Origin of the sequence: Nocardioides sp. (assembly GCF_051876515.1) — a bacterium.
Classification (GTDB): domain Bacteria; phylum Actinomycetota; class Actinomycetes; order Propionibacteriales; family Nocardioidaceae; genus Nocardioides.
Window position 1 is genome coordinate 1 of sequence record NZ_JBJEHY010000055.1, and the last position, 16241, is coordinate 16241.

20 protein-coding genes and 3 pseudogenes are annotated in these 16241 nt (G+C 72.5%); 8 read left to right on the top strand and 15 right to left on the bottom strand.

Annotated features, from left to right (window positions below):
• The first annotated feature begins 152 nt into the window (after window positions 1–152).
• Window positions 153–1379 carry an ABC transporter ATP-binding protein gene (locus tag ACI379_RS03460; RefSeq protein WP_439790668.1) on the top strand — a complete coding sequence of 409 codons (1227 nt, stop codon included), beginning with the start codon at window positions 153–155 and terminating at the stop codon, window positions 1377–1379.
• On the opposite strand, the gene ACI379_RS03465 is transcribed toward ACI379_RS03460, so the two are convergent.
• From ACI379_RS03465 to ACI379_RS03475, 3 genes are read right to left on the bottom strand one after another with little or no spacing between them, the layout of a single operon-like run.
• The gene (locus ACI379_RS03465; protein WP_439790669.1) at window positions 1373–2011 is read right to left on the bottom strand and encodes a DUF1707 SHOCT-like domain-containing protein; all 639 of its coding nucleotides are present in this window, start codon (window positions 2009–2011) and stop codon (window positions 1373–1375) included. The two genes, ACI379_RS03460 and ACI379_RS03465, sit on opposite strands and share 7 nt — an antisense overlap.
• Before the next feature lie 23 nt (window positions 2012–2034).
• Window positions 2035–3129 (bottom strand): NAD(P)-binding domain-containing protein, encoded by a 1095-nt coding sequence (locus ACI379_RS03470; protein WP_439790670.1) that lies wholly within the window; start codon window positions 3127–3129, stop codon window positions 2035–2037.
• Window positions 3130–3141: 12 nt separating this feature from the next.
• Window positions 3142–4365, bottom strand: a complete 1224-nt coding sequence (locus tag ACI379_RS03475; protein ID WP_439790671.1) for a DUF222 domain-containing protein — start codon at window positions 4363–4365, stop codon at window positions 3142–3144.
• 281 nt (window positions 4366–4646) lie between these two features.
• Here ACI379_RS03475 and ACI379_RS03480 point away from each other — a divergent pair, with 281 nt between their 5' ends.
• Window positions 4647–5141, top strand: a complete 495-nt coding sequence (locus ACI379_RS03480) for a flavodoxin family protein (RefSeq protein ID WP_439790672.1) — start codon at window positions 4647–4649, stop codon at window positions 5139–5141.
• Between the two features lie 68 nt (window positions 5142–5209).
• Here ACI379_RS03480 and ACI379_RS03485 read toward each other — a convergent pair whose 3' ends face one another.
• The 3 genes from ACI379_RS03485 to ACI379_RS03495 form a co-directional block, all read right to left on the bottom strand.
• On the bottom strand, window positions 5210–6166 hold the full coding sequence (locus ACI379_RS03485; RefSeq protein ID WP_439790673.1) for a hypothetical protein: 957 nt from the start codon (window positions 6164–6166) through the stop codon (window positions 5210–5212).
• On the bottom strand, window positions 6163–6525 hold the full coding sequence (locus ACI379_RS03490; RefSeq protein ID WP_439790674.1) for a GntR family transcriptional regulator: 363 nt from the start codon (window positions 6523–6525) through the stop codon (window positions 6163–6165). Before ACI379_RS03490 ends, ACI379_RS03485 begins: the two co-directional genes overlap by 4 nt.
• 67 nt (window positions 6526–6592) lie before the next feature.
• A complete protein-coding gene (locus ACI379_RS03495) occupies window positions 6593–7636 on the bottom strand; it encodes a tocopherol cyclase family protein (protein ID WP_439790675.1) in 1044 nt (347 codons plus the stop codon).
• 38 nt (window positions 7637–7674) lie between these two features.
• On the opposite strand from ACI379_RS03495, the gene ACI379_RS03500 reads away from it, so the two are divergent.
• Both ACI379_RS03500 and ACI379_RS03505 read left to right on the top strand, forming a co-directional pair.
• Window positions 7675–8085: a VOC family protein gene (locus ACI379_RS03500; RefSeq protein ID WP_439790676.1), complete on the top strand. Its 411-nt coding sequence runs from the start codon at window positions 7675–7677 to the stop codon at window positions 8083–8085.
• A gap of 42 nt (window positions 8086–8127) precedes the next feature.
• Complete coding sequence (locus ACI379_RS03505) at window positions 8128–8565, top strand: VOC family protein (RefSeq protein WP_439790677.1); 438 nt, start codon at window positions 8128–8130, stop codon at window positions 8563–8565.
• Here ACI379_RS03505 and ACI379_RS03510 read toward each other — a convergent pair.
• On the bottom strand, window positions 8534–8896 hold the full coding sequence (locus tag ACI379_RS03510; RefSeq protein WP_439790678.1) for a hypothetical protein: 363 nt from the start codon (window positions 8894–8896) through the stop codon (window positions 8534–8536). The two genes, ACI379_RS03505 and ACI379_RS03510, sit on opposite strands and share 32 nt — an antisense overlap.
• 310 nt (window positions 8897–9206) lie before the next feature.
• Between ACI379_RS03510 and ACI379_RS03515 the strand changes: the two genes are divergently transcribed.
• Window positions 9207–9770 (top strand): hypothetical protein, encoded by a 564-nt coding sequence (locus ACI379_RS03515; protein WP_439790679.1) that lies wholly within the window; start codon window positions 9207–9209, stop codon window positions 9768–9770.
• Between the two features lie 192 nt (window positions 9771–9962).
• Here the strand turns inward: ACI379_RS03515 and ACI379_RS03520 are convergent, their stop codons facing one another.
• From ACI379_RS03520 to ACI379_RS03540, 5 genes and pseudogenes are all read right to left on the bottom strand, one after another.
• Window positions 9963–10988, bottom strand: coding sequence for an LLM class flavin-dependent oxidoreductase (locus ACI379_RS03520; RefSeq protein ID WP_439790680.1), 1026 nt, complete (start codon window positions 10986–10988; stop codon window positions 9963–9965).
• 44 nt (window positions 10989–11032) lie between these two features.
• The gene (locus ACI379_RS03525) at window positions 11033–11434 is read right to left on the bottom strand and encodes a hypothetical protein (RefSeq protein WP_439790687.1); all 402 of its coding nucleotides are present in this window, start codon (window positions 11432–11434) and stop codon (window positions 11033–11035) included.
• Window positions 11435–11439: 5 nt separating this feature from the next.
• A pseudogene (locus ACI379_RS03530) lies at window positions 11440–11778 on the bottom strand (acyl-CoA dehydrogenase family protein); the annotation flags it as partial.
• Window positions 11779–11903: 125 nt separating this feature from the next.
• A pseudogene (locus ACI379_RS03535) lies at window positions 11904–12356 on the bottom strand (hypothetical protein); the annotation flags it as partial.
• A pseudogene (locus ACI379_RS03540) lies at window positions 12323–12951 on the bottom strand (flavin reductase). The pseudogenes ACI379_RS03540 and ACI379_RS03535, both read right to left, overlap by 34 nt.
• 280 nt (window positions 12952–13231) lie before the next feature.
• Here ACI379_RS03540 and ACI379_RS03545 point away from each other — a divergent pair.
• Window positions 13232–13933 (top strand): GntR family transcriptional regulator, encoded by a 702-nt coding sequence (locus tag ACI379_RS03545; protein ID WP_439790681.1) that lies wholly within the window; start codon window positions 13232–13234, stop codon window positions 13931–13933.
• A gap of 64 nt (window positions 13934–13997) precedes the next feature.
• On the opposite strand, the gene ACI379_RS03550 is transcribed toward ACI379_RS03545, so the two are convergent.
• Window positions 13998–14174, bottom strand: coding sequence for a hypothetical protein (locus tag ACI379_RS03550; protein WP_439790682.1), 177 nt, complete (start codon window positions 14172–14174; stop codon window positions 13998–14000).
• Window positions 14175–14237: 63 nt separating this feature from the next.
• Between ACI379_RS03550 and ACI379_RS03555 the strand changes: the two genes are divergently transcribed.
• Window positions 14238–15293, top strand: coding sequence for an MFS transporter (locus ACI379_RS03555; protein WP_439790683.1), 1056 nt, complete (start codon window positions 14238–14240; stop codon window positions 15291–15293).
• Window positions 15294–15300: 7 nt separating this feature from the next.
• Here ACI379_RS03555 and ACI379_RS03560 read toward each other — a convergent pair whose 3' ends face one another.
• Window positions 15301–15723: an acyl-CoA thioesterase gene (locus ACI379_RS03560; RefSeq protein ID WP_439790684.1), complete on the bottom strand. Its 423-nt coding sequence runs from the start codon at window positions 15721–15723 to the stop codon at window positions 15301–15303.
• Between the two features lie 52 nt (window positions 15724–15775).
• Window positions 15776–15904 carry a hypothetical protein gene (locus tag ACI379_RS03565; protein WP_439790685.1) on the bottom strand — a complete coding sequence of 43 codons (129 nt, stop codon included), beginning with the start codon at window positions 15902–15904 and terminating at the stop codon, window positions 15776–15778.
• Between the two features lie 139 nt (window positions 15905–16043).
• On the opposite strand from ACI379_RS03565, the gene ACI379_RS03570 reads away from it, so the two are divergent.
• A partial coding sequence (locus tag ACI379_RS03570; RefSeq protein ID WP_439790686.1) for a DUF4437 domain-containing protein occupies window positions 16044–16241 on the top strand: 198 nt, incomplete at its 3' end.

The window sequence follows — 16241 nt, forward strand, 5'->3', positions numbered from 1 at the left end:
CTTCGTGGGCCCCGACCCGTTCAACCCTCCGTTCGCCCAGCTCGCCACCGCGTCCGTGATCGTGACGCTTCCCGTGATCGTCATCGTGCTGCTGTTCCAGCGCAAGATCGTCGCCGGCCTGACCTCCGGCGCAGTGAAGGGGTGATCAGCCGATGGCTGCCATCGAGATGAAGAACATCGTCAAGGAGTACGGCGACGGTTTCCCCGCGGTCAACGACGTCAGCATCGACGTCGCCGACGGGGAGTTCCTGATCCTCGTCGGGCCCTCGGGCTGCGGGAAGTCGACGCTGCTGCGGATGATCGTCGGGCTGGAGGACATCTCCTCGGGCGACATGGTGATCGGGGGCAAGCGGGTCAACGAGCTCGCGCCGCGCGAGCGCAACCTCGCGATGGTCTTCCAGAACTACGCCCTGTACCCCCACCTCACGGTGTACGAGAACATCGCCTTCCCGCTGCGGCTGGCCAAGATGCCGGACGCCGAGGTCGACGCCAAGGTGCGTGAGGCCTCCTCGCTGCTCGAGCTCGACGAGCATCTGGAGCGCAAGCCCGGCAACCTGTCGGGTGGTCAGCGCCAGCGCGTCGCGATGGGACGCGCCATCGTCCGCGAGGCCGACGCGTACCTCTTCGACGAGCCGCTCTCCAACCTCGACGCCAAGCTGCGCGGGCAGATGCGTACGGAGATCGCGCGCCTGCAGAAGCGCCTGGGGATCACCACGGTCTACGTCACCCACGACCAGACCGAGGCGATGACGCTGGGCGACAAGGTCGCGGTGCTGCGGCGCGGGGTGCTGCAGCAGCACGCGACCCCGCGGGAGCTGTACGAGAACCCCGCCAACCTGTTCGTCGCCGGTTTCATCGGCTCCCCGCCGATGAACTTCCTTCCGGCGACGCTGGAGGGCCGCACGCTGACGCTGCCCTTCGGGACGGTGGAGATCTCCGAGCGCAACGCCGAGCGGGCCGCCGGGCACGAGGTGCTGGTCGCCGGCATCCGGCCCGAGTTCTTCGAGGACGCCAGCCTGACCGACGAGGTCCGGGCGGCCACCGGGGTCACGTTCGAGGCCGACGTCGACGTGGTCGAGTGGCTCGGCCACGAGGCGTACGCGTACATCCCGTTCCAGGGCCACGACAAGGTGAGCAGCGACCTCTCGGAGCTCGCCAAGGACCTCGACACCGAGGGCCAGCAGGCGCAGCTCGTGGTGGCCCTCGACTCGGCCAGCCGGATCACCGCCGGCAGCCGGGCCACGCTGTGGTGCGACTTCACCAAGGGCCACCTGTTCGACCCGGTGACCGGGTTCAACCTGACCCTCGACGAGGACAACGCGGGCAGGGTGACGGGGGCGCTGCCCCCGCACATCGCCGCCCAGCGGGCAGCTCAGTAGCTGCCGAGGAACTTCTTGGGGGTGCCCGGCGGGGGCTGGCGCTGGACGTTGACCGACGCCATCAGTGCCATGCCGGTGACACGGACGGTGGGTGAGTTGGCGGTGACCTGTGAGGGCACCTTGTCCTTGCCCTGGACGAACTCCCCCATGATCGGGGTGCCGTCGACGACGACGTGGGTGTGCTCGTCCACGATGATCTGGACCTCGCCCATGATCGAGTTCGCCACGATCTCGGTCTCGGTGGCGCTGAACGTCGCCTCGCGCAGGTCCAGCACGACCGACCCCATGAGGGAGAACGCGGTGTGCCTGGCGGGCACGACCCAGGCCCCCTGACGCTTGGTCTCGCTCATCACCGCCCACGAGTTGTCGTGGGTGACGGTCGTGGGGACCCGCGGGGTGGGTCGTACGGACGGGAGCCCGGAGTCGGCGTGCGCCGGCAGGTCGACGGTGATCGGCACCAGCTCCGCGTACGTCCTGGCCTTGTACGTCGCCTCGAGCCGGTCGTCGAGCTCGTCGAAGTCCAGACGCCCCTCGCCTGCGGCGGTGCGCAGCACGTCGGCGACCTTCTCGCGGTCGGCGTCGGAGATGCGCATCTGCGACGGATCGTTGCCGTACTGGTCGAGCTGCCCCATGCGCACACCCTAGACGGCGGGGGTCAGGAAGGCCCCGGCGTCGCCCGCTCCGACAGGTACCGCCGTACGGCCGTCGCCGCGGCGCGACCCGCCCTCGAGGCGCCCACGGTGCTGGCCGAGGGGCCGTACCCGACGAGCTGGACGCGGGGGTCGACGGCGGACGTGGTGGCCCCCTGGACGTTGCCGGGCACCGCAACGAGCTGCACGCCCCCGGCAGCGGACCGCAGGCGCAGCGGGGCGAGGTGGTCGAGGGCGGCCCGGAACCCGGTGGCCCACAGGATCGCGTCGACGGCCTCGAAGGAGCCGTCCGCCCAGCGCACCCCGTCGGGCTCGATCCGGGCGAACATCTCCCGGCGGCGCCCGTAGACACCCAGCCGTGCCGCCTCCGCCTCCTGGGGTCGCAGCGCCAGCCCGGTCACGCCCACCACGCTCGCGGGCGGCAGCCCTGCCCGTACGCGGCGCTCGACCTCGGTGACGGCGGCCAGCCCCACCTCGGGGGTGAAGTCGTCGGTCCGCCAGACCGGCTCGCGCCGGGTCGTCCACACCACGTCGGCCACGGGGGCGAGCTCGCCGAGGAACTGGACCGCGGACGCGCCGCCTCCGACCACCAGCACCCGTCGACCGGTGAAGTGCTCCGGACCCGGGTAGTCGGCCGTGTGGAACTGCTCGCCCGCGAAGGTCTCGATGCCCGGGTAGTACGGCACGAACGGGCGCGTCCAGGTGCCGGTGGCGTTGACCAGCGTCCGCGTCCACCAGGTGCCGGCGTCGGCGCGCACCCGCAGCAGCTCGCCCTCGGAGGTGACGCGGTCGACCCGCACCGGGCGGAGGACGGGCAGGGAGAAGCTCTCCTCGTACGACCCGAAGTAGGCGGGGACCACCCGGTTGGCGGGCTCGGCGGTGCGCGGCGGCGCGGGTGCGTCGGGCAGGTCCGCGACGCCGTGCACGTCGTCCATGCCGAGCGAGTCCCAGCGGTGCTGCCAGGCGCCGCCCGGCCCCGGGTTGGCGTCGAGCAGGATGTGGTCGACGCCGAGCCTCAGCAGGTGGCGCGAGGCCGCCAGCCCCGCCTGACCGGCGCCGATGACCACGGAGTCGAGCACGTCCACGTGGGTGCAACGCACGTCTGCGCGCGGCTATGCCCAGGCAGGTGAGGACCAGCTCTCGTCACGCCGCCGGAACTCGACGCGCCCCTGGGGCGTCCGCGTCGCTCGGTAGGCCGGGTCATGGATGCGGTGGTGGTGATGGGCGCACAGGAGCAGGCCGTTGGCGAGGTCGCTCCGTCCGCCGCGTGACCACGGCACGAGATGGTGAGCCTCCGTCCAGGCTCCCGGGATGTCGCAGCCCTGGGCCCGACAGGTCTTGTCGCGGAGCAGGAGCGCCCTGCGCTGCGACCGGGTGAACAACCGCTGGGAGCGGCCCAGGTCGAGCACCTCCCCGTCGCCTCCCAGCACCGCTGGCACTATCTGGGCCTTGCAGGCCAGGCGGCGGGCCTCCTGGGCGCTGATCCGGTCGTGGCCGCCGTCGCCGCCGAGGGTGGCTGCAGCCAGGTCCGTCCGCAACGCGTCGATCGACAGCGTGACTACGAGCGTGGTGGCATCGCCGCCGTGGAGGGGAAGCCGACGCGGGTCGAGGGTCTCGAGGAGCTGGCAGAAGGCCTCTGCGGTGCGACGCCCGTACGGAACGGGGCGGGGCGCACCGGCAGGCTCTGCGGGCACGGCCGTACCGTCCCCGCAGGGGCTGGCGTCCTCGGCGCCGGCGGCGGCACGCGGATTCGTGAAGGCGTGGAGGTAGGTCGCCAGCCGCGCCGCACTCGCCTCGGGGATGAGCCCACTGATCCGCCACGTGCCATCGCCGAGGGAGCGCAGTCCGAGCCGCATGCGGTCGCGGGCGCTGCGCTCGAGGTCCGCCAGCGCACGAGCCTCGGCCTCCTCGGCCACGTCGGGCGCCACCACCTCCAGGATCCGGCGCCCCAGGCGTCGGAGGTCCGTGGGAACGAGGTCCGCAGCGTGCTCGACGAGAGCGGCCTCGGCCCTGGACGGGACGTCAGCGGGCAGCCCGCTGGGAAGCTCAGCGAGCGAGGCGGCCACCGCGGACGCCTGCGCGATCGTGACCGCTCCCCGTCGTACGGCACCGGCAAGGAGTGGGGCGTCGGCCAGGGAGTGCGCGAGCCGCAGCTCTGCAGCGCACTCCGCACGTCGGCGACGGGTGTGGCGAGCCGCCCATGCAGCGACGTCCCGGGCACCGGCGTCCGATGCCACGTCGGCAGACTCCGCACTCACCCGTAGACGCAGCTCGACCAAGCGGCTCTCGAGTGACGACAACGACACGAGCGCCGCGGCCTTGTCCCGGGTGGCCATGAAGGCAGGGTCGTGGTCCGCGACTGACGCGAGAGCATGGTCGATGGCTCTCGCTGCGAGAAGGATCGGGTGGTCCACGGGTGCCTCCGAGTCGGCGTGGTGCGTGGGCTGACTCGACCAACCTATTCGAACATGTGTTCGATAGCCAGGCTGGTCTAGTTCCCCCGAACGGGAGTCCCGCGCGACCGACAAGACGCGAACCTTCGGCCGTACGGATCGGGGCCTTCGACCCTGCCCCCTGGCGCCGGGACGGCGGAGCATGGAGGTGAGAGGAGCCAGCCATGTCCGTCCTGGTGGTGCACGAGTCCATGTGGGGCAACACGAAGGCCGTCGCGGAGGCGGTCGCCGAGGGACTGGGCGGCGCGACGGTCCTCGACGTGTCGCAGGCGCCCAGCCCCCTGCCCGACCAGGTGAGGCTGCTGGTGGTCGGCGGACCGACGCACGCGTTCTCGATGAGCCGTGCGTCGACGCGTGAGGACGCCCTGGCCCGCGGTGCCACGCCGGAGCACGAGGGGCGTGGCATCCGGGAGTGGCTCGCCGAGCTGCCGCGGGCAGAGCGCGTGGGCCGGGTCGGCATCGCCACGTTCGACACACGGGTGGCGAAGGTGCGCCACTTCCCCGGTTCCGCGGCCAAGGCCGCGGCGAAGGAGGTCAAGCGGCACCACCTCGGCACGCTCGTGGCGTCGGAGAGCTTCTTCGTCGAGGACTACGAGGGGCCGCTGCTCCCGGGAGAGCTCGACCGCGCCCGCGACTGGGGCGCCTCTCTCATCGACTGACCGCGCCGCTCGCCGAGGCGCCCGGCCCCACCGGGACCGGGCGCTCTCGACCGCGAATCTGCCGCGTCTCAGCCGCGGGTCGGGCTGCTGGCCACCATCGCGTTGACCAGGTCGGCCGCGACCTCCGGGGAGTCGACCGTCACGGCGAACGGCGAGCCCTCGCGCCGAGACAGCACCAGCCCCGGCCCGCGCCGGACCACGGCGGCGTGCCCGCGCGGGGTCACCCGGTATCCCCAGCCGCCCCAGGCGAGCGGCTCGATCAGCGCCGGGTGCGCGGCAGTCACCTCACCCAACGGCACCGTCACCCGGGGCCAGCGCGCCGGCCCCCACGCCACGGTCACGGCCGCGTTGTCCACGCGCACCATGATCCGGTGGACCCAGGCGACCACGAACGCCGCGACGCCCAGCACCACGGCGACGGGCCACAGCACGAACACGGTGGCGACGGCGGCCACCACGAGCACGACGCCCGCGAGCAGCAGCCACGGCGACGACGACTGCCCCACCCACGTCACCCGCTCGTCCGGTCGCAGCTGCACCGACGAGGGCGGCGTCGCCACCGGCCCCTGCCTGCGCGGCGAGAACGGCACCAGGAGCCAGGTCACCGCGGCCACCAGCGTCGGCACCAGCAGGATCGCGAAGACCAACGTCACCGGCGACAGGTCCACCTCCTCCACGGTGGCCGCACCCGCCGAGCCACTCAGGACGGCCGCGTACGTCGTCGCCATCACCCACGCGGTCCAGGCGCCGGACACGACCCCGACGACGGCGGGCACCACCCTGCGCAGCAGCGCCAGGCAGGCCAGGCCACCGGCCGCGAAGACCGTGGTGAACAGGGCGAACACCACCGTGAAGTCGAACAGGGACGCCGTGCCGTCGACCTCCCCGCGCGGACCCCAGTGGGTGGGCAGCGGGTCGGGGACGTCGGCTCCGTACGCGAGCCGGTAGAGCACCACCGACAGGGGCGCCAGGACCAGCAGGAGCGCGACCGCGAACAGTCGCAGGTAGCTCAGTCGGGGGTTCATGCCATCGCCTTTCGGACTTCGTCGATCAGTTGGTCGGGAGTCAGACCGAGGTGGGTCGCGCGCTGCACCAGGTCCGAGACCTGTTCCCGCAGCTGCACCCACTCGCGGTCGTCGGCGCGCAGGTCCTGGCGGACGTGGGCACCTCGGCCCCGACGCAGGTCCACCACGCCCTCGTCGCGCAGGGCGGCGTACGCCCTCAGCACCGTGTGCATGTTGACGTCGAGGCCGGCGGCGAGCTCGCGTGCGGGGGGCAGCTTCTCCCCCGGCTCGAGCGTGCCGTCGACGACGGCCTTGCGCACCTGGGCCGCGATCTGGTCGGCCAGACCGATCCGGCTGTCGTGCTCAACTCGGAAGAACATAGTTCGCATGTTAGTAGAACAATGCGCATTGCGTCCACCCTGCGCGACGACCCGGTCGGCACCCCTCTCAGCCCACGGGCGGCGCGCCGGTGACCCCGGGCCCGTGCCCACGGCGTACGACCTCGGCGCGGGCCCGCTCGATCCCGCCGTGCTCCAGGGCCGCGAGGCCCGACTCCCCCGCCCACACCGTCCGGCCGTCGCGGCGCACCGCGACCCTCATCGAGGCGCCGAGGTGCTCGATGGCTCCGGGCACGTTGCGCCGCTCCCTGGGCAGCGGCACCGGCAGTACGTGGGCGCTGCCGAGGTCGCCGGCGCCCTCGATCTCGACGCCCCAGCGGGCGCTGCGGCCGCGCAGCAGCCAGCGCTCGTCCCCGACCTCGGCCCGCACCGGGGAGACCAGCGGGTCGCCCAGGCGTACGAGGCGACCGTCGGGGAGGTGCACGACGACCGCGGTCACGGTGGTCCGCAGCGGCCCGGCGGTCACCTCACCGCCCGCGAACGCGACGCAGGCGGCGGGCTCCGCGAACCCCTGGGCCTGGCCCCACCACCAGGCGTCGGGGAACCCGCCCCGGCCCCAGTTCTTCTCCGCGTACACCGACCAGCCGTCGAGCTCCCACACCTCGCCGCCGACCACGGCGCGACCGTGCGCGGTACCGCCGAGCAGCCACGGGTGCCAGTACTGGTTGAGGCCGGGGACGCAGTGGAAGACGCTCGACCCGCCCCACCGGCGCCGCGGCCACGCGGAGGGCCCGGAGACGCGCACGTCGAGGCGCGCGTCCTCGCCCAGGTCGACGACCAGCCGGTCGGCGCTCCCCCGGAACGCCTCCCCCGCGTACGCCCCCAGCGCCCCCGGGTCGGCCTCGCCGTCGGGGTGCGCGACGGTCCGCAGGAAGCCACCCGGGCGCGCGGCCAGCCCCAGCGTCGCCCACCTGCCGTCGGCCGCGCGGTTGATCCCGCACAGGGCGATCAGCACCCGTCCCGAACCGGGGTCGGTGAACCGCCAGAAGTACCCCTCCATCGCGACGCCGTGGGCGCGGAGCGGATCACCGAACGGGAGGTCGGCTCCGGTCGCTCGGTACAGCCGCAGCGGTGAGGTGACGCGGGGCGTCATCCAGCCACGGTACGCCCGAGGCGTGGCACCATCGGGAGATGCTGCGCCTCACCGACGTCATCATCGACTGCCCGGACGCGATGGAGCTCGCGGCCTTCTACTCGGCCGTCACGGGGCTGCCGCTCACCGACGACAGCACCGCGGAGTGGGCGGGGATCGACGTGGGCGGGATCGAGCTCGCCTTCACACCGGTCGAGGACTACCGCGCCCCGCGGTGGCCCGACCGCGAGCACCCCAAGCAGTTCCACCTCGACTTCGAGGTCGAGCACCTCGAGGTCGAGCACGAGCGCGTCCTCTCACTCGGCGCAACCCTGGAGCAGGACCACTCCGATCCCGACGGCTTCGGCTTCCGCGTCTACACCGACCCGGTCGGCCACCCCTTCTGCCTGTGCCGCAACCCGGGGGTGGCGTGGGTCGACGGGCGCCCTGTCTGGCCGGGACGCGCCTGACGCTGCACGGGGTGCCGCTGCACCGAGGCGTACGGTCGAAGCATGCCCATCACACTCGAGAACGTCGGCATCGCCGTCCGCGACATCGAGGCGGCCATCGCCTTCTTCACCGACCTCGGCCTGACCGTCCTGGGCCGCGACACGGTCAGTGGCGAGTGGGCCGACACGGCGGTGGGCCTGGACGGCAACCACGCCAAGATCGCGATGCTGCAGACACCGGGCGGTGGGGGCCGCCTCGAGCTGTTCGAGTACATCCATCCCGAGGCTGTCGAGACCAGCCCGACGTTGCCACACGAGATCGGGATGCACAGGGTCGCCTTCTCCGTCGACGACCTCGACGAGGCGCTCGAGACCGCCGCGCGCCACGGCTGCCACCCGCTTCGCGGCGTCGCGACGTACGAGGACGTCTACAAGCTGACGTACGTCCGCGGTCCGAGCGGGATCCTGGTCATGCTCGCGCAGGCCTTGACCGGCCCCTGACCCCCACGACGACCGCGACGCCGAGCAGCACGACGCCGAGCGCAGCGACGCCGCGTCCGGTGTTGTAGCGGGCCAGGTTGGCCTCGTAGCACTTCGCGGCGACCTCCTCCCTGAGCGCCGGCGTCCACTCCCCGCCCGGCTCGGAGGCGTCGCCGTTCACGCCCGCGTCCCACGGCGCGACGACGCACCCGAACCCGCCACCGGAGGCAACTTCCTTCACCCCCGTCGAGCTCAGATCCACGCTGATGTTGTCGAGCATCAGCACCGCTGCCCCCACGAACGCCACGAGGGCCGCGGCCAGACACACGAGGGCGAGGAGACGAGTTCGCATGCGCCAGAAGGTAGCCACGTTCTGGGTACATCGCCGCGGAACCCCGCCGAACCGGTTGACCAGCCGGTCCGCACGTCCCACGCTCGTCCTCGCCGCGTCCGACAGACCGGGCGGGCGCGGCACCGTGGGGGGACACCGTGGCAGTCAGCACCACCGAGAGCACGTACACCTGGACCGGGGCGGCCACCGACGCGGTGCGCCGGCTCGGGTCGACCACGGCCGCGGGCGCCTTGCTCGGCCTCCTGGTCGGCGGCGTCGGCGGACGGCTCGCGATGTTCCTGCTCGCCCGGCTCAACCCGGGACCAGCGGCGTGCGCAGCGACGACGGGTTCACAATCGGCCAGTTCACGGCGTCGGGCACCCTCAACCTGCTCGTGGTCGCCACCGTGTTCGGCGCCCTCGGGGCCGCCGTCTACACGGTGCTGCGGCCCCTGCTGATCGGTCCGCGCTGGTTCCAGGTGCTCTCGATCAGCCTCGGGCCGGCGGTCGTGGTCGGCGAGCAGCTGGTCCACGTGGACGGCGTCGACTTCACCCTCCTGTCGCCGGCCTGGCTCGCGATCGTCCTGTTCATGGCGATCCCCGGCGTGTACGCCGGCAGCCTCACGCTGCTCGCCGAACGCTGGCGTCCTCCGCGGGGCCCGTTCGCCCGGGCGCCCTGGCCGGCGGCGCTGGTGCCGCTGGTCGCGTACGGACCGGTCGCCCCACTGCTGGTGGCTCTGGCCGGCGCCTGGCTGGTCCTCGAAGCCGTACGCCGCCGGTTCGGCTCCGTGCCGTGGGCGGCCCCTGCCGCGTGGGCGGGTCGGGCGGCGCTCACGGTGGTGTTCGTGGTCGCGCTCGTACGCCTGCTCGACGAGGCCGGACAGCTGGTCGGATGACCCGACCGCGGTGGGCCCGACGCGTGCGCCGGGCCCACCGGGCAACCCCTGCCGATGTGGTCGGACCACTGTTCACGGATCACGGTCGCCACACAGGGTCGGAACCTGCCGTGGCCCGTCCGCCCCAGGGGTGGGGCGAGAACTGCGGGAAGACTAGCCGCGGGAGCTGCGCACCCGCGACCGGATTCCGGCTCAGCGCCAGCCGAGCCCGGGCGCCACGTCCTCCACGATGGTCCTGAGCAGGCGGGCGTTGTACTCGACGCCCAGCTGGTTGGGGACCGTCAGCAGGACCGTGTCGGCGGCCGCGACCGCCTCGTCCTCGGCCAGCTGCTCCACCAGCACGTCCGGCTCGGCCGCGTACGACCTTCCGAAGACGGCGCGGAAGTTGTCGATGGTGCCGACCTGGTCGGACGAGGCCCCCTCGCCACCGAAGTACATGCGGTCCTCGTCGGTGGTGATCGGCATGATCGACCGGCTCACCGAGACGCGCGGCGTGAAGCCGTGGTCGTGCTTGGCCCACTCCTCGTGGAACGCCTCGATCTGCTTGCGCTGCTGCACGTGGAACGGCTCACCCGTCTCGTCGGCCTTCAGCGTCGAGCTCATCAGGTTCATGCCCTGCTCGGCGGTCCACCGGGCCGTGGAGTCCGACCCCGCGCCCCACCAGATCCGCTCGCGCAGACCGGCCGAGTGCGGCTCGAGGCGCAGCAGACCCGGCGGGTTGGGGAACATCGGGCGCGGGTTCGGCTGCGCGAACCCGTTGCCCTTCAGCACCTCCAGCAGCACCTCGGTGTGCCGGCGCGCCATGTCCGCCCCGTCCGCGCTCTCGCCCTCGGCGGGCGCGTACCCGAAGTAGCGCCACCCGTCGATGACCTGCTCCGGTGATCCCCGGCTGATGCCGAGCTGCAGCCTGCCGGTGGCGATGAGGTCCGCGGCACCCGCGTCCTCGGCCATGTACATCGGGTTCTCGTAGCGCATGTCGATGACGCCGGTGCCGATCTCGATGCGCGAGGTCCGCGCCCCGATCGCCGCCAGCAGCGGGAACGGCGAGCCGAGCTGGCGGGCGAAGTGGTGCACCCGGAAGTACGCGCCGTCCACGCCGATCTCCTCGGCGGCGACCGCCAGGTCGATCGACTGCAGCAGCGTGTCCGAGGCCGTCCGCACCTGGGAGTGCGGGGAGTCGGTCCAGTGCCCGAAGTTGAGGAATCCGATCTTCTTCACGCCTGGTTGAGCAATCAACGAGCGCGGGTTGTTCCCTGGGCCCGTCAGCAGGCCTCCCCGGCCTGCATGGGGCAGTCGGTGGGCTGCCACCAGTCCCCGATGTAGGCGGCGTCCAGCACCTCGTAGGGCATCCCCTCCACGTCTGGCGCGTCCGCACTCACCCGCTCGAGGTCGAGTGCGCCGTCACGCATCCGCCAGCGGTACACGTCGGTGACCCCGCTGAACTCGTCGGTCATCTCGAGCGTGTGGCCCTGCACCTCGTACGGCCCCTCCCAGCCGACGTGCCACACCTCGTCCTTCTCGAAGTAGGCCACCTCGAAACGGCCCTCGGCGAACGTGTACACCGCCACGTGGGTACGCGGGGTCCGCTGGTCGCGGACGAACCGGTCCGCCCACTCCCCCATCCCGGCCGCCTCGATCTGCCTCACCATCCGCTCGCGCGGCATCCGGCTCAGCCAGCTGCCGTCGATCGGCGTCTGCTTCGACTCGGGCGTCGGCTCCTGGCCTCGCTGGCGAAGTTGCCGATCGCCTTCTTCTCGGTGCCCATGAGGTGCAGCACCTTCTCGGCGAACGCGCGCACCTCAGCGGCCTCGTCGGCCTCGTACAGCCCGGCGTCGAGCGCGGCCAGCGGCAGCATGCCGCGCGAGGAGGACGAGCAGTGGAAGAAGTAGGCCAGCGCGGTGGAGCCGCACACGGTGCCCAGCGCGTACGTGGTGGCGGCGAGGTCGCGCAGCCCGCCACCCAGCCCGCCGAACTCCTCGGGCACGACCAGACCGAGCAGACCGGCGTCGCCGAGCCGTTCTTCGCGTAGTTGTCCAACGTCACGACGTGACGGGAACGGTCGTGACGGCGCACGCTGTGCGCCAGAGCGGTCAGGGACGCCGAGTCGACAGGGGTGTCGACGTCGACCTCCTCGAGCAGGCGGACCAGGTCCTCGGTCGCGACCGAGGAGTCCAGCCCGGCGAGCGTGGCGTCGAAGTGACGGACCCCGCTCTTGAGGGCGGTGATCGCCTTCACCAGCCCGAGCCGGTCACGGTCGTGGAGCCCGACGCGCAGGGGCACCGGACGGGCCAGGGCGACCGCCTCCTGCAGGAGGCCGCGCACCCGCAGCGGGGTCGCGGTGCCGGCGGTGTCGGGCAGCCCGATCTCCAGCACCGCGGCCGCGGAGAGCCTCTCGACGGCGGCGAGCACGGCGTCCAGCTTCTCCGCGTCGAAGCCGTCGCGCAGGTGGACCGCGCAACGCTCGGCGATCCCGTCGACGGCCGCGAGGACCGCGTCGAGCTGTTCGGGGTCGGCCGGGTCGACGGTGAACTCCACGACTCCGACGCCGGCGGTCAGCGCAACGTCGGCCTGGGCCCGGTCGGCCACCAGGACGCTGGCCTCGGCGCGCGGCGCGGAGGCAGGGATCCGGGCGAGCGCCTCGGCGGGGCCGACGGTCGTGGTGAGGTCGGCGATGCGTACGCGGGAACCGGCCGCGGCGACGCTGGCCACGACGGCCGGCACCTCCTCGACCCGGCCGGCGCGCACGAGCGCCTCGGCCACACCGCCGTCGGCCAGGGTCGCCACGTCGGGCAGGACGTCGGCGAACTGGCCCAGCCGCGGGAGTGGAAGAGCAGCGGTGCGGAGCGGCGGGCGGCGCGGGCCGCCACGACCTCCCCGACGAAGATGGTGTGGTCGCCACCGGGGTACTCGTGGACCACGCGGCAGTCGAACCAGCCCAGCGCGCTGTCGAGCAGCGGGGCGCCCGTCTCGGCGGTGTCCCAGTCCAGCCCGGCGAACCGGTCGGCGACCGAGGCGTCCATGCCGGCGAAGCGCCGCCCGACGTCCATCTGGTCTTGGCGAGGACGTTGATGCCGAACAGCTTGCCGTCGCTGATCAGCTGGTGCGTGTAGAGGGTCCGGGTCAGGCAGATCGAGACCAGGGGCGGGTCGAGGCTGACACTGGAGAACGAGCTGGCCGTCATGCCGTGCCAGGCACCGTCACCGGTCAGCGTCGTCACCACGGTGAACCGCTGGGCCACTGGCTCATGACGTCACGGAACGTCGCTGCGTCGACCATCGGTCACCTCCCTTCACTTCGCTACAGAATATACGATATCTGTTCTTGGCGCGAGACGTCAGGAGAACGCCGGAGTGAGCACAATGGCCTCGACGTATATATGATTTCCAAGGGCGTGCCCCGCGCGCCCCACGGTCGGGGTTGAGAGACTCACTCCGAGAACCCCTGTCCCCGGGAGAGACCTGATGACTCGTCGCAGCAACGGCGCCACCGGCGTCCGACCGATCGCCCACCACTCGCTGGTGGACCGCGTGACCGACGAGCTGCACCGCGCCATCCTCAACGGCGACCTCGCCCCCGGCTCCACCGTCTCGATCGTCGACCTGTGCGAGCGCTTCGACATCAGCCACATCCCCGTGCGCGAGGCCCTGCGCCGCCTCGAGAGCGAGGGCGTGATCAGCCTCCGCCCCGGCCGCTCCGCCCTGGTCGCGACGGTGACGGTCGAGGAGCTCCGCAACATCTACCAGCTCCGCAAGCTGATCGAGGGCGACCTGTGCCTGCGTGCCGGCGCCGCCATCACCGAGGAGCGGCTGCAGGACGCCGAGGACGCCCTCGCCGAGTACATCGGCATCGAGCGCGAGCCGGCCGCCCTGGCCGCCAAGCACCACGCCTTCCACGAGGCGATGCTCCTGGACGAGATCGGCCCCGCCGACGCCCACGTCCTGCGCCTGCTCTGGAAGGCCTCCGACCGCTACCTGCACCTGCTCATGGCGGACCTCGACCACCAGCCGGAGACCCAGGAGGCGCGCATCGAGGAGCACCGCGCCCTGCTCGACCTGGCCCGCGCCGGCAAGGTCACCGAGCTGCGTGACGCGTGGGTCGCCCACCTGCAGAGCACCGAGAACGCGCTGGCCGACGCGCTCACCGTCCGCGACGAGACCGTCTGACCTCACGCTCGACGCACGAGGAGCCCTGACCCAGGTGGGTCAGGGCTCCTGTCGCGTCAGGACCTCAGGTGGTGAGCACGCCGCCCGCGAGCGCCCAGGGCCGGCCGTCGACGACGTCGGTGCCCCGTGAGACGAACCGGTTGGTCGCGCAGGCCGGTCGTACGACGGTCACCGTCACCCCGACCTCGGCGCGGACGAGCTCGGGCCGGCTGATCACGCCTGCGAACGGGTTCTCAACCACGTCTCCTGGTACGCCGACCGCGACCACGCCCGACGCCTCGCCCAGCACCTCGACGGGGACTTGGTGGTCCTCATCTGGTCGCTGTGCTCCGTGCTCAGCGGCCTGGCCACCACGTTCGTCATGTTCTTCATGATCCGCATCGCCATCGGCGCGGCCGGTCAGCTGTACAACCCGCCGGCCTCCTCCCTGCTGGCCGACTACTACCCGAACGCCTCGCGCGGCAAGGCGTACGGCTTCGAGCGCGCCGGCTACTACATGGGGCTGCCCGCCGGCGTCATCATCGGCGGCGCCGTGGCCGAGGCGCTGGACTGGCGGGCGGTCTTCTTCATCGCCGCCGTCCCCGGCCTCGTCATCGCCGTCCTGATGGCCACGGTCAAGGAGCCCGTGCGCGGGCTGGGAGACCGGATCGACCGGCTGCGCGCGGCGCGCGGCGTGGAGTCCGACGACGCCGCGCACGACGACCACGCCGTCATCACCGGCTCGACCGCCTCGATCTGGGACGACGCCAAGGGCCTGCTGCGGATCCGCACCCTGCGCGGCGTGATCGCCGCCCAGGCGATCCTCTCCCTGGGCGTCGCCGGACTCTTCTACTGGCTCCCGACCTTCATGGAGCGCGTCGAGGGCCTCGAGACCGACGCGGCCTCCGGCCTGGCCGGCGGCGTCGGCGGCGCCGGCATCGTGATCGGCATCCTCATCGGCTCGAAGGTCGGCGACCGCAACCGCGGCCAGGGCTGGCGCATCCGGATCTCGGCAGTCTTCCTGATGGTCGGTGCCGTCGGCCTGGCCCTGACGGTGCTGCTGCCCGGCGTGGGCGTACGGTCGGCGATGGTCGCCCTGGCCTGCGTCGGCTTCGCCGCGGCCATGCCCAACCTGACCGCCTCCGCGGCCAACGTGGTGCCCGCGACGAACCGCGGCATGGGCTTCGCGCTGCTGCAGTTCCTGACCACGCTGGGCGGCGCGTTCGGGCCGCTGCTCGTGGGATCGATGTCCGACGTGTTCGGCTCGATCAGCCCCGCGATGCTGTGCCTGCTCCCGCCCCTGTTCGCCTCGTCGGTGATCCTGTGGACGGTCCGCAACTCCTACGAGGACGACGCGGCGGCGGCGACCGTGCGCAGCTGACGGCCCCTCACACCAGGGCGGCCTCCAGCACCGTACGGATCCGTGCCGGCACCGGCGTGGGCCGCCGGGTGTCGCGGTCCACGAAGACCTGCACCCAGTGGCCGACGGCGGCGACCGGACCGCCGGGCGTGAAGACGCCCAGGCGCAGCGTCACGCTGCTGGTCCCGACGCGGGTCACCGCCAGGCCGACCACGAGGGGGTCGGGGTACCGCACCTCGGACAGGTACCGGCAGCCCGACTCCGCGACGACGGCCAGCCACGGGGCTCCCGCCCAGTCGGTCCCGGTCGCCTCGGTGAGCCAACGGTCGATCGCGTTGTCGAAGAGCTCGTAGTAGACGGCGTTGTTGAGGTGTCCGTACGCGTCGTTGTCGCGCCACCGGGTCGCGACCGGCCGGTGGACCGGGAAGTCGTCGCTCGTCAGGTCGCCCATGGCGCCATCCTGACAGCCGGCGCCGGCGCAGGTGCGCCGGGACGTGTCGGGCTCAGGCGAAGGTGTGGACGAACGCCAGCCCGTCGATGGCCGGTACGGGCTCACCCGCGGGGACGTACGCCCACGTGCGGGCCCCGGGCCACAGCACCTCGACGTCGGTCGGGAAGACCTCACCGGCCATGGACGCGCGACCGAGCAGCTCCCCGACCAGCCCGTCGACCGGGGCACGGTGCAGGTCGGCACCGGCGGCCCGGACGGTCGCGGTGCCGGGCCGCGCCCAGCCCGCGGGGAACTCGACGACCTACGCAACGGAGGCGCACGTGCGACCCCATGTGGAACTGATCCAGGAAGACGACTACGTCTGGCACGGCGCCGAGCTGCCGGGCGGAGAGGGCCGCGCGAGCGAGCGCCGCCTCTCGGTGGACGAGGAGGACGGCTCCTCCCCGCTGCGCGTCGACTTCCACACCGACTGGGGCCGCAGCGCGGGCATCCACCACGCCAACACCGAGTACTACGTG

What these genes read in the sequence shown, in the direction of transcription:
- ACI379_RS03545 (WP_439790681.1), top strand. Translation starts at nt 13,232, where the DNA reads ATGACTCGTCGCAGCAACGGCGCCACCGGCGTCCGACCGATCGCCCAC.
- ACI379_RS03460 (WP_439790668.1), top strand. Translation starts at nt 153, where the DNA reads ATGGCTGCCATCGAGATGAAGAACATCGTCAAGGAGTACGGCGACGGT.
- ACI379_RS03490 (WP_439790674.1), bottom strand. Translation starts at nt 6,525, where the DNA reads ATGTTCTTCCGAGTTGAGCACGACAGCCGGATCGGTCTGGCCGACCAG.
- ACI379_RS03475 (WP_439790671.1), bottom strand. Translation starts at nt 4,365, where the DNA reads ATGGCCACCCGGGACAAGGCCGCGGCGCTCGTGTCGTTGTCGTCACTC.
- ACI379_RS03505 (WP_439790677.1), top strand. Translation starts at nt 8,128, where the DNA reads ATGCCCATCACACTCGAGAACGTCGGCATCGCCGTCCGCGACATCGAG.
- ACI379_RS03560 (WP_439790684.1), bottom strand. Translation starts at nt 15,723, where the DNA reads ATGGGCGACCTGACGAGCGACGACTTCCCGGTCCACCGGCCGGTCGCG.
- ACI379_RS03525 (WP_439790687.1), bottom strand. Translation starts at nt 11,434, where the DNA reads ATGCCGCGCGAGCGGATGGTGAGGCAGATCGAGGCGGCCGGGATGGGG.
- ACI379_RS03465 (WP_439790669.1), bottom strand. Translation starts at nt 2,011, where the DNA reads ATGGGGCAGCTCGACCAGTACGGCAACGATCCGTCGCAGATGCGCATC.
- ACI379_RS03510 (WP_439790678.1), bottom strand. Translation starts at nt 8,896, where the DNA reads ATGCGAACTCGTCTCCTCGCCCTCGTGTGTCTGGCCGCGGCCCTCGTG.
- ACI379_RS03480 (WP_439790672.1), top strand. Translation starts at nt 4,647, where the DNA reads ATGTCCGTCCTGGTGGTGCACGAGTCCATGTGGGGCAACACGAAGGCC.
- ACI379_RS03485 (WP_439790673.1), bottom strand. Translation starts at nt 6,166, where the DNA reads ATGAACCCCCGACTGAGCTACCTGCGACTGTTCGCGGTCGCGCTCCTG.
- ACI379_RS03495 (WP_439790675.1), bottom strand. Translation starts at nt 7,636, where the DNA reads ATGACGCCCCGCGTCACCTCACCGCTGCGGCTGTACCGAGCGACCGGA.
- ACI379_RS03500 (WP_439790676.1), top strand. Translation starts at nt 7,675, where the DNA reads ATGCTGCGCCTCACCGACGTCATCATCGACTGCCCGGACGCGATGGAG.
- ACI379_RS03565 (WP_439790685.1), bottom strand. Translation starts at nt 15,904, where the DNA reads ATGGCCGGTGAGGTCTTCCCGACCGACGTCGAGGTGCTGTGGCCCGGG.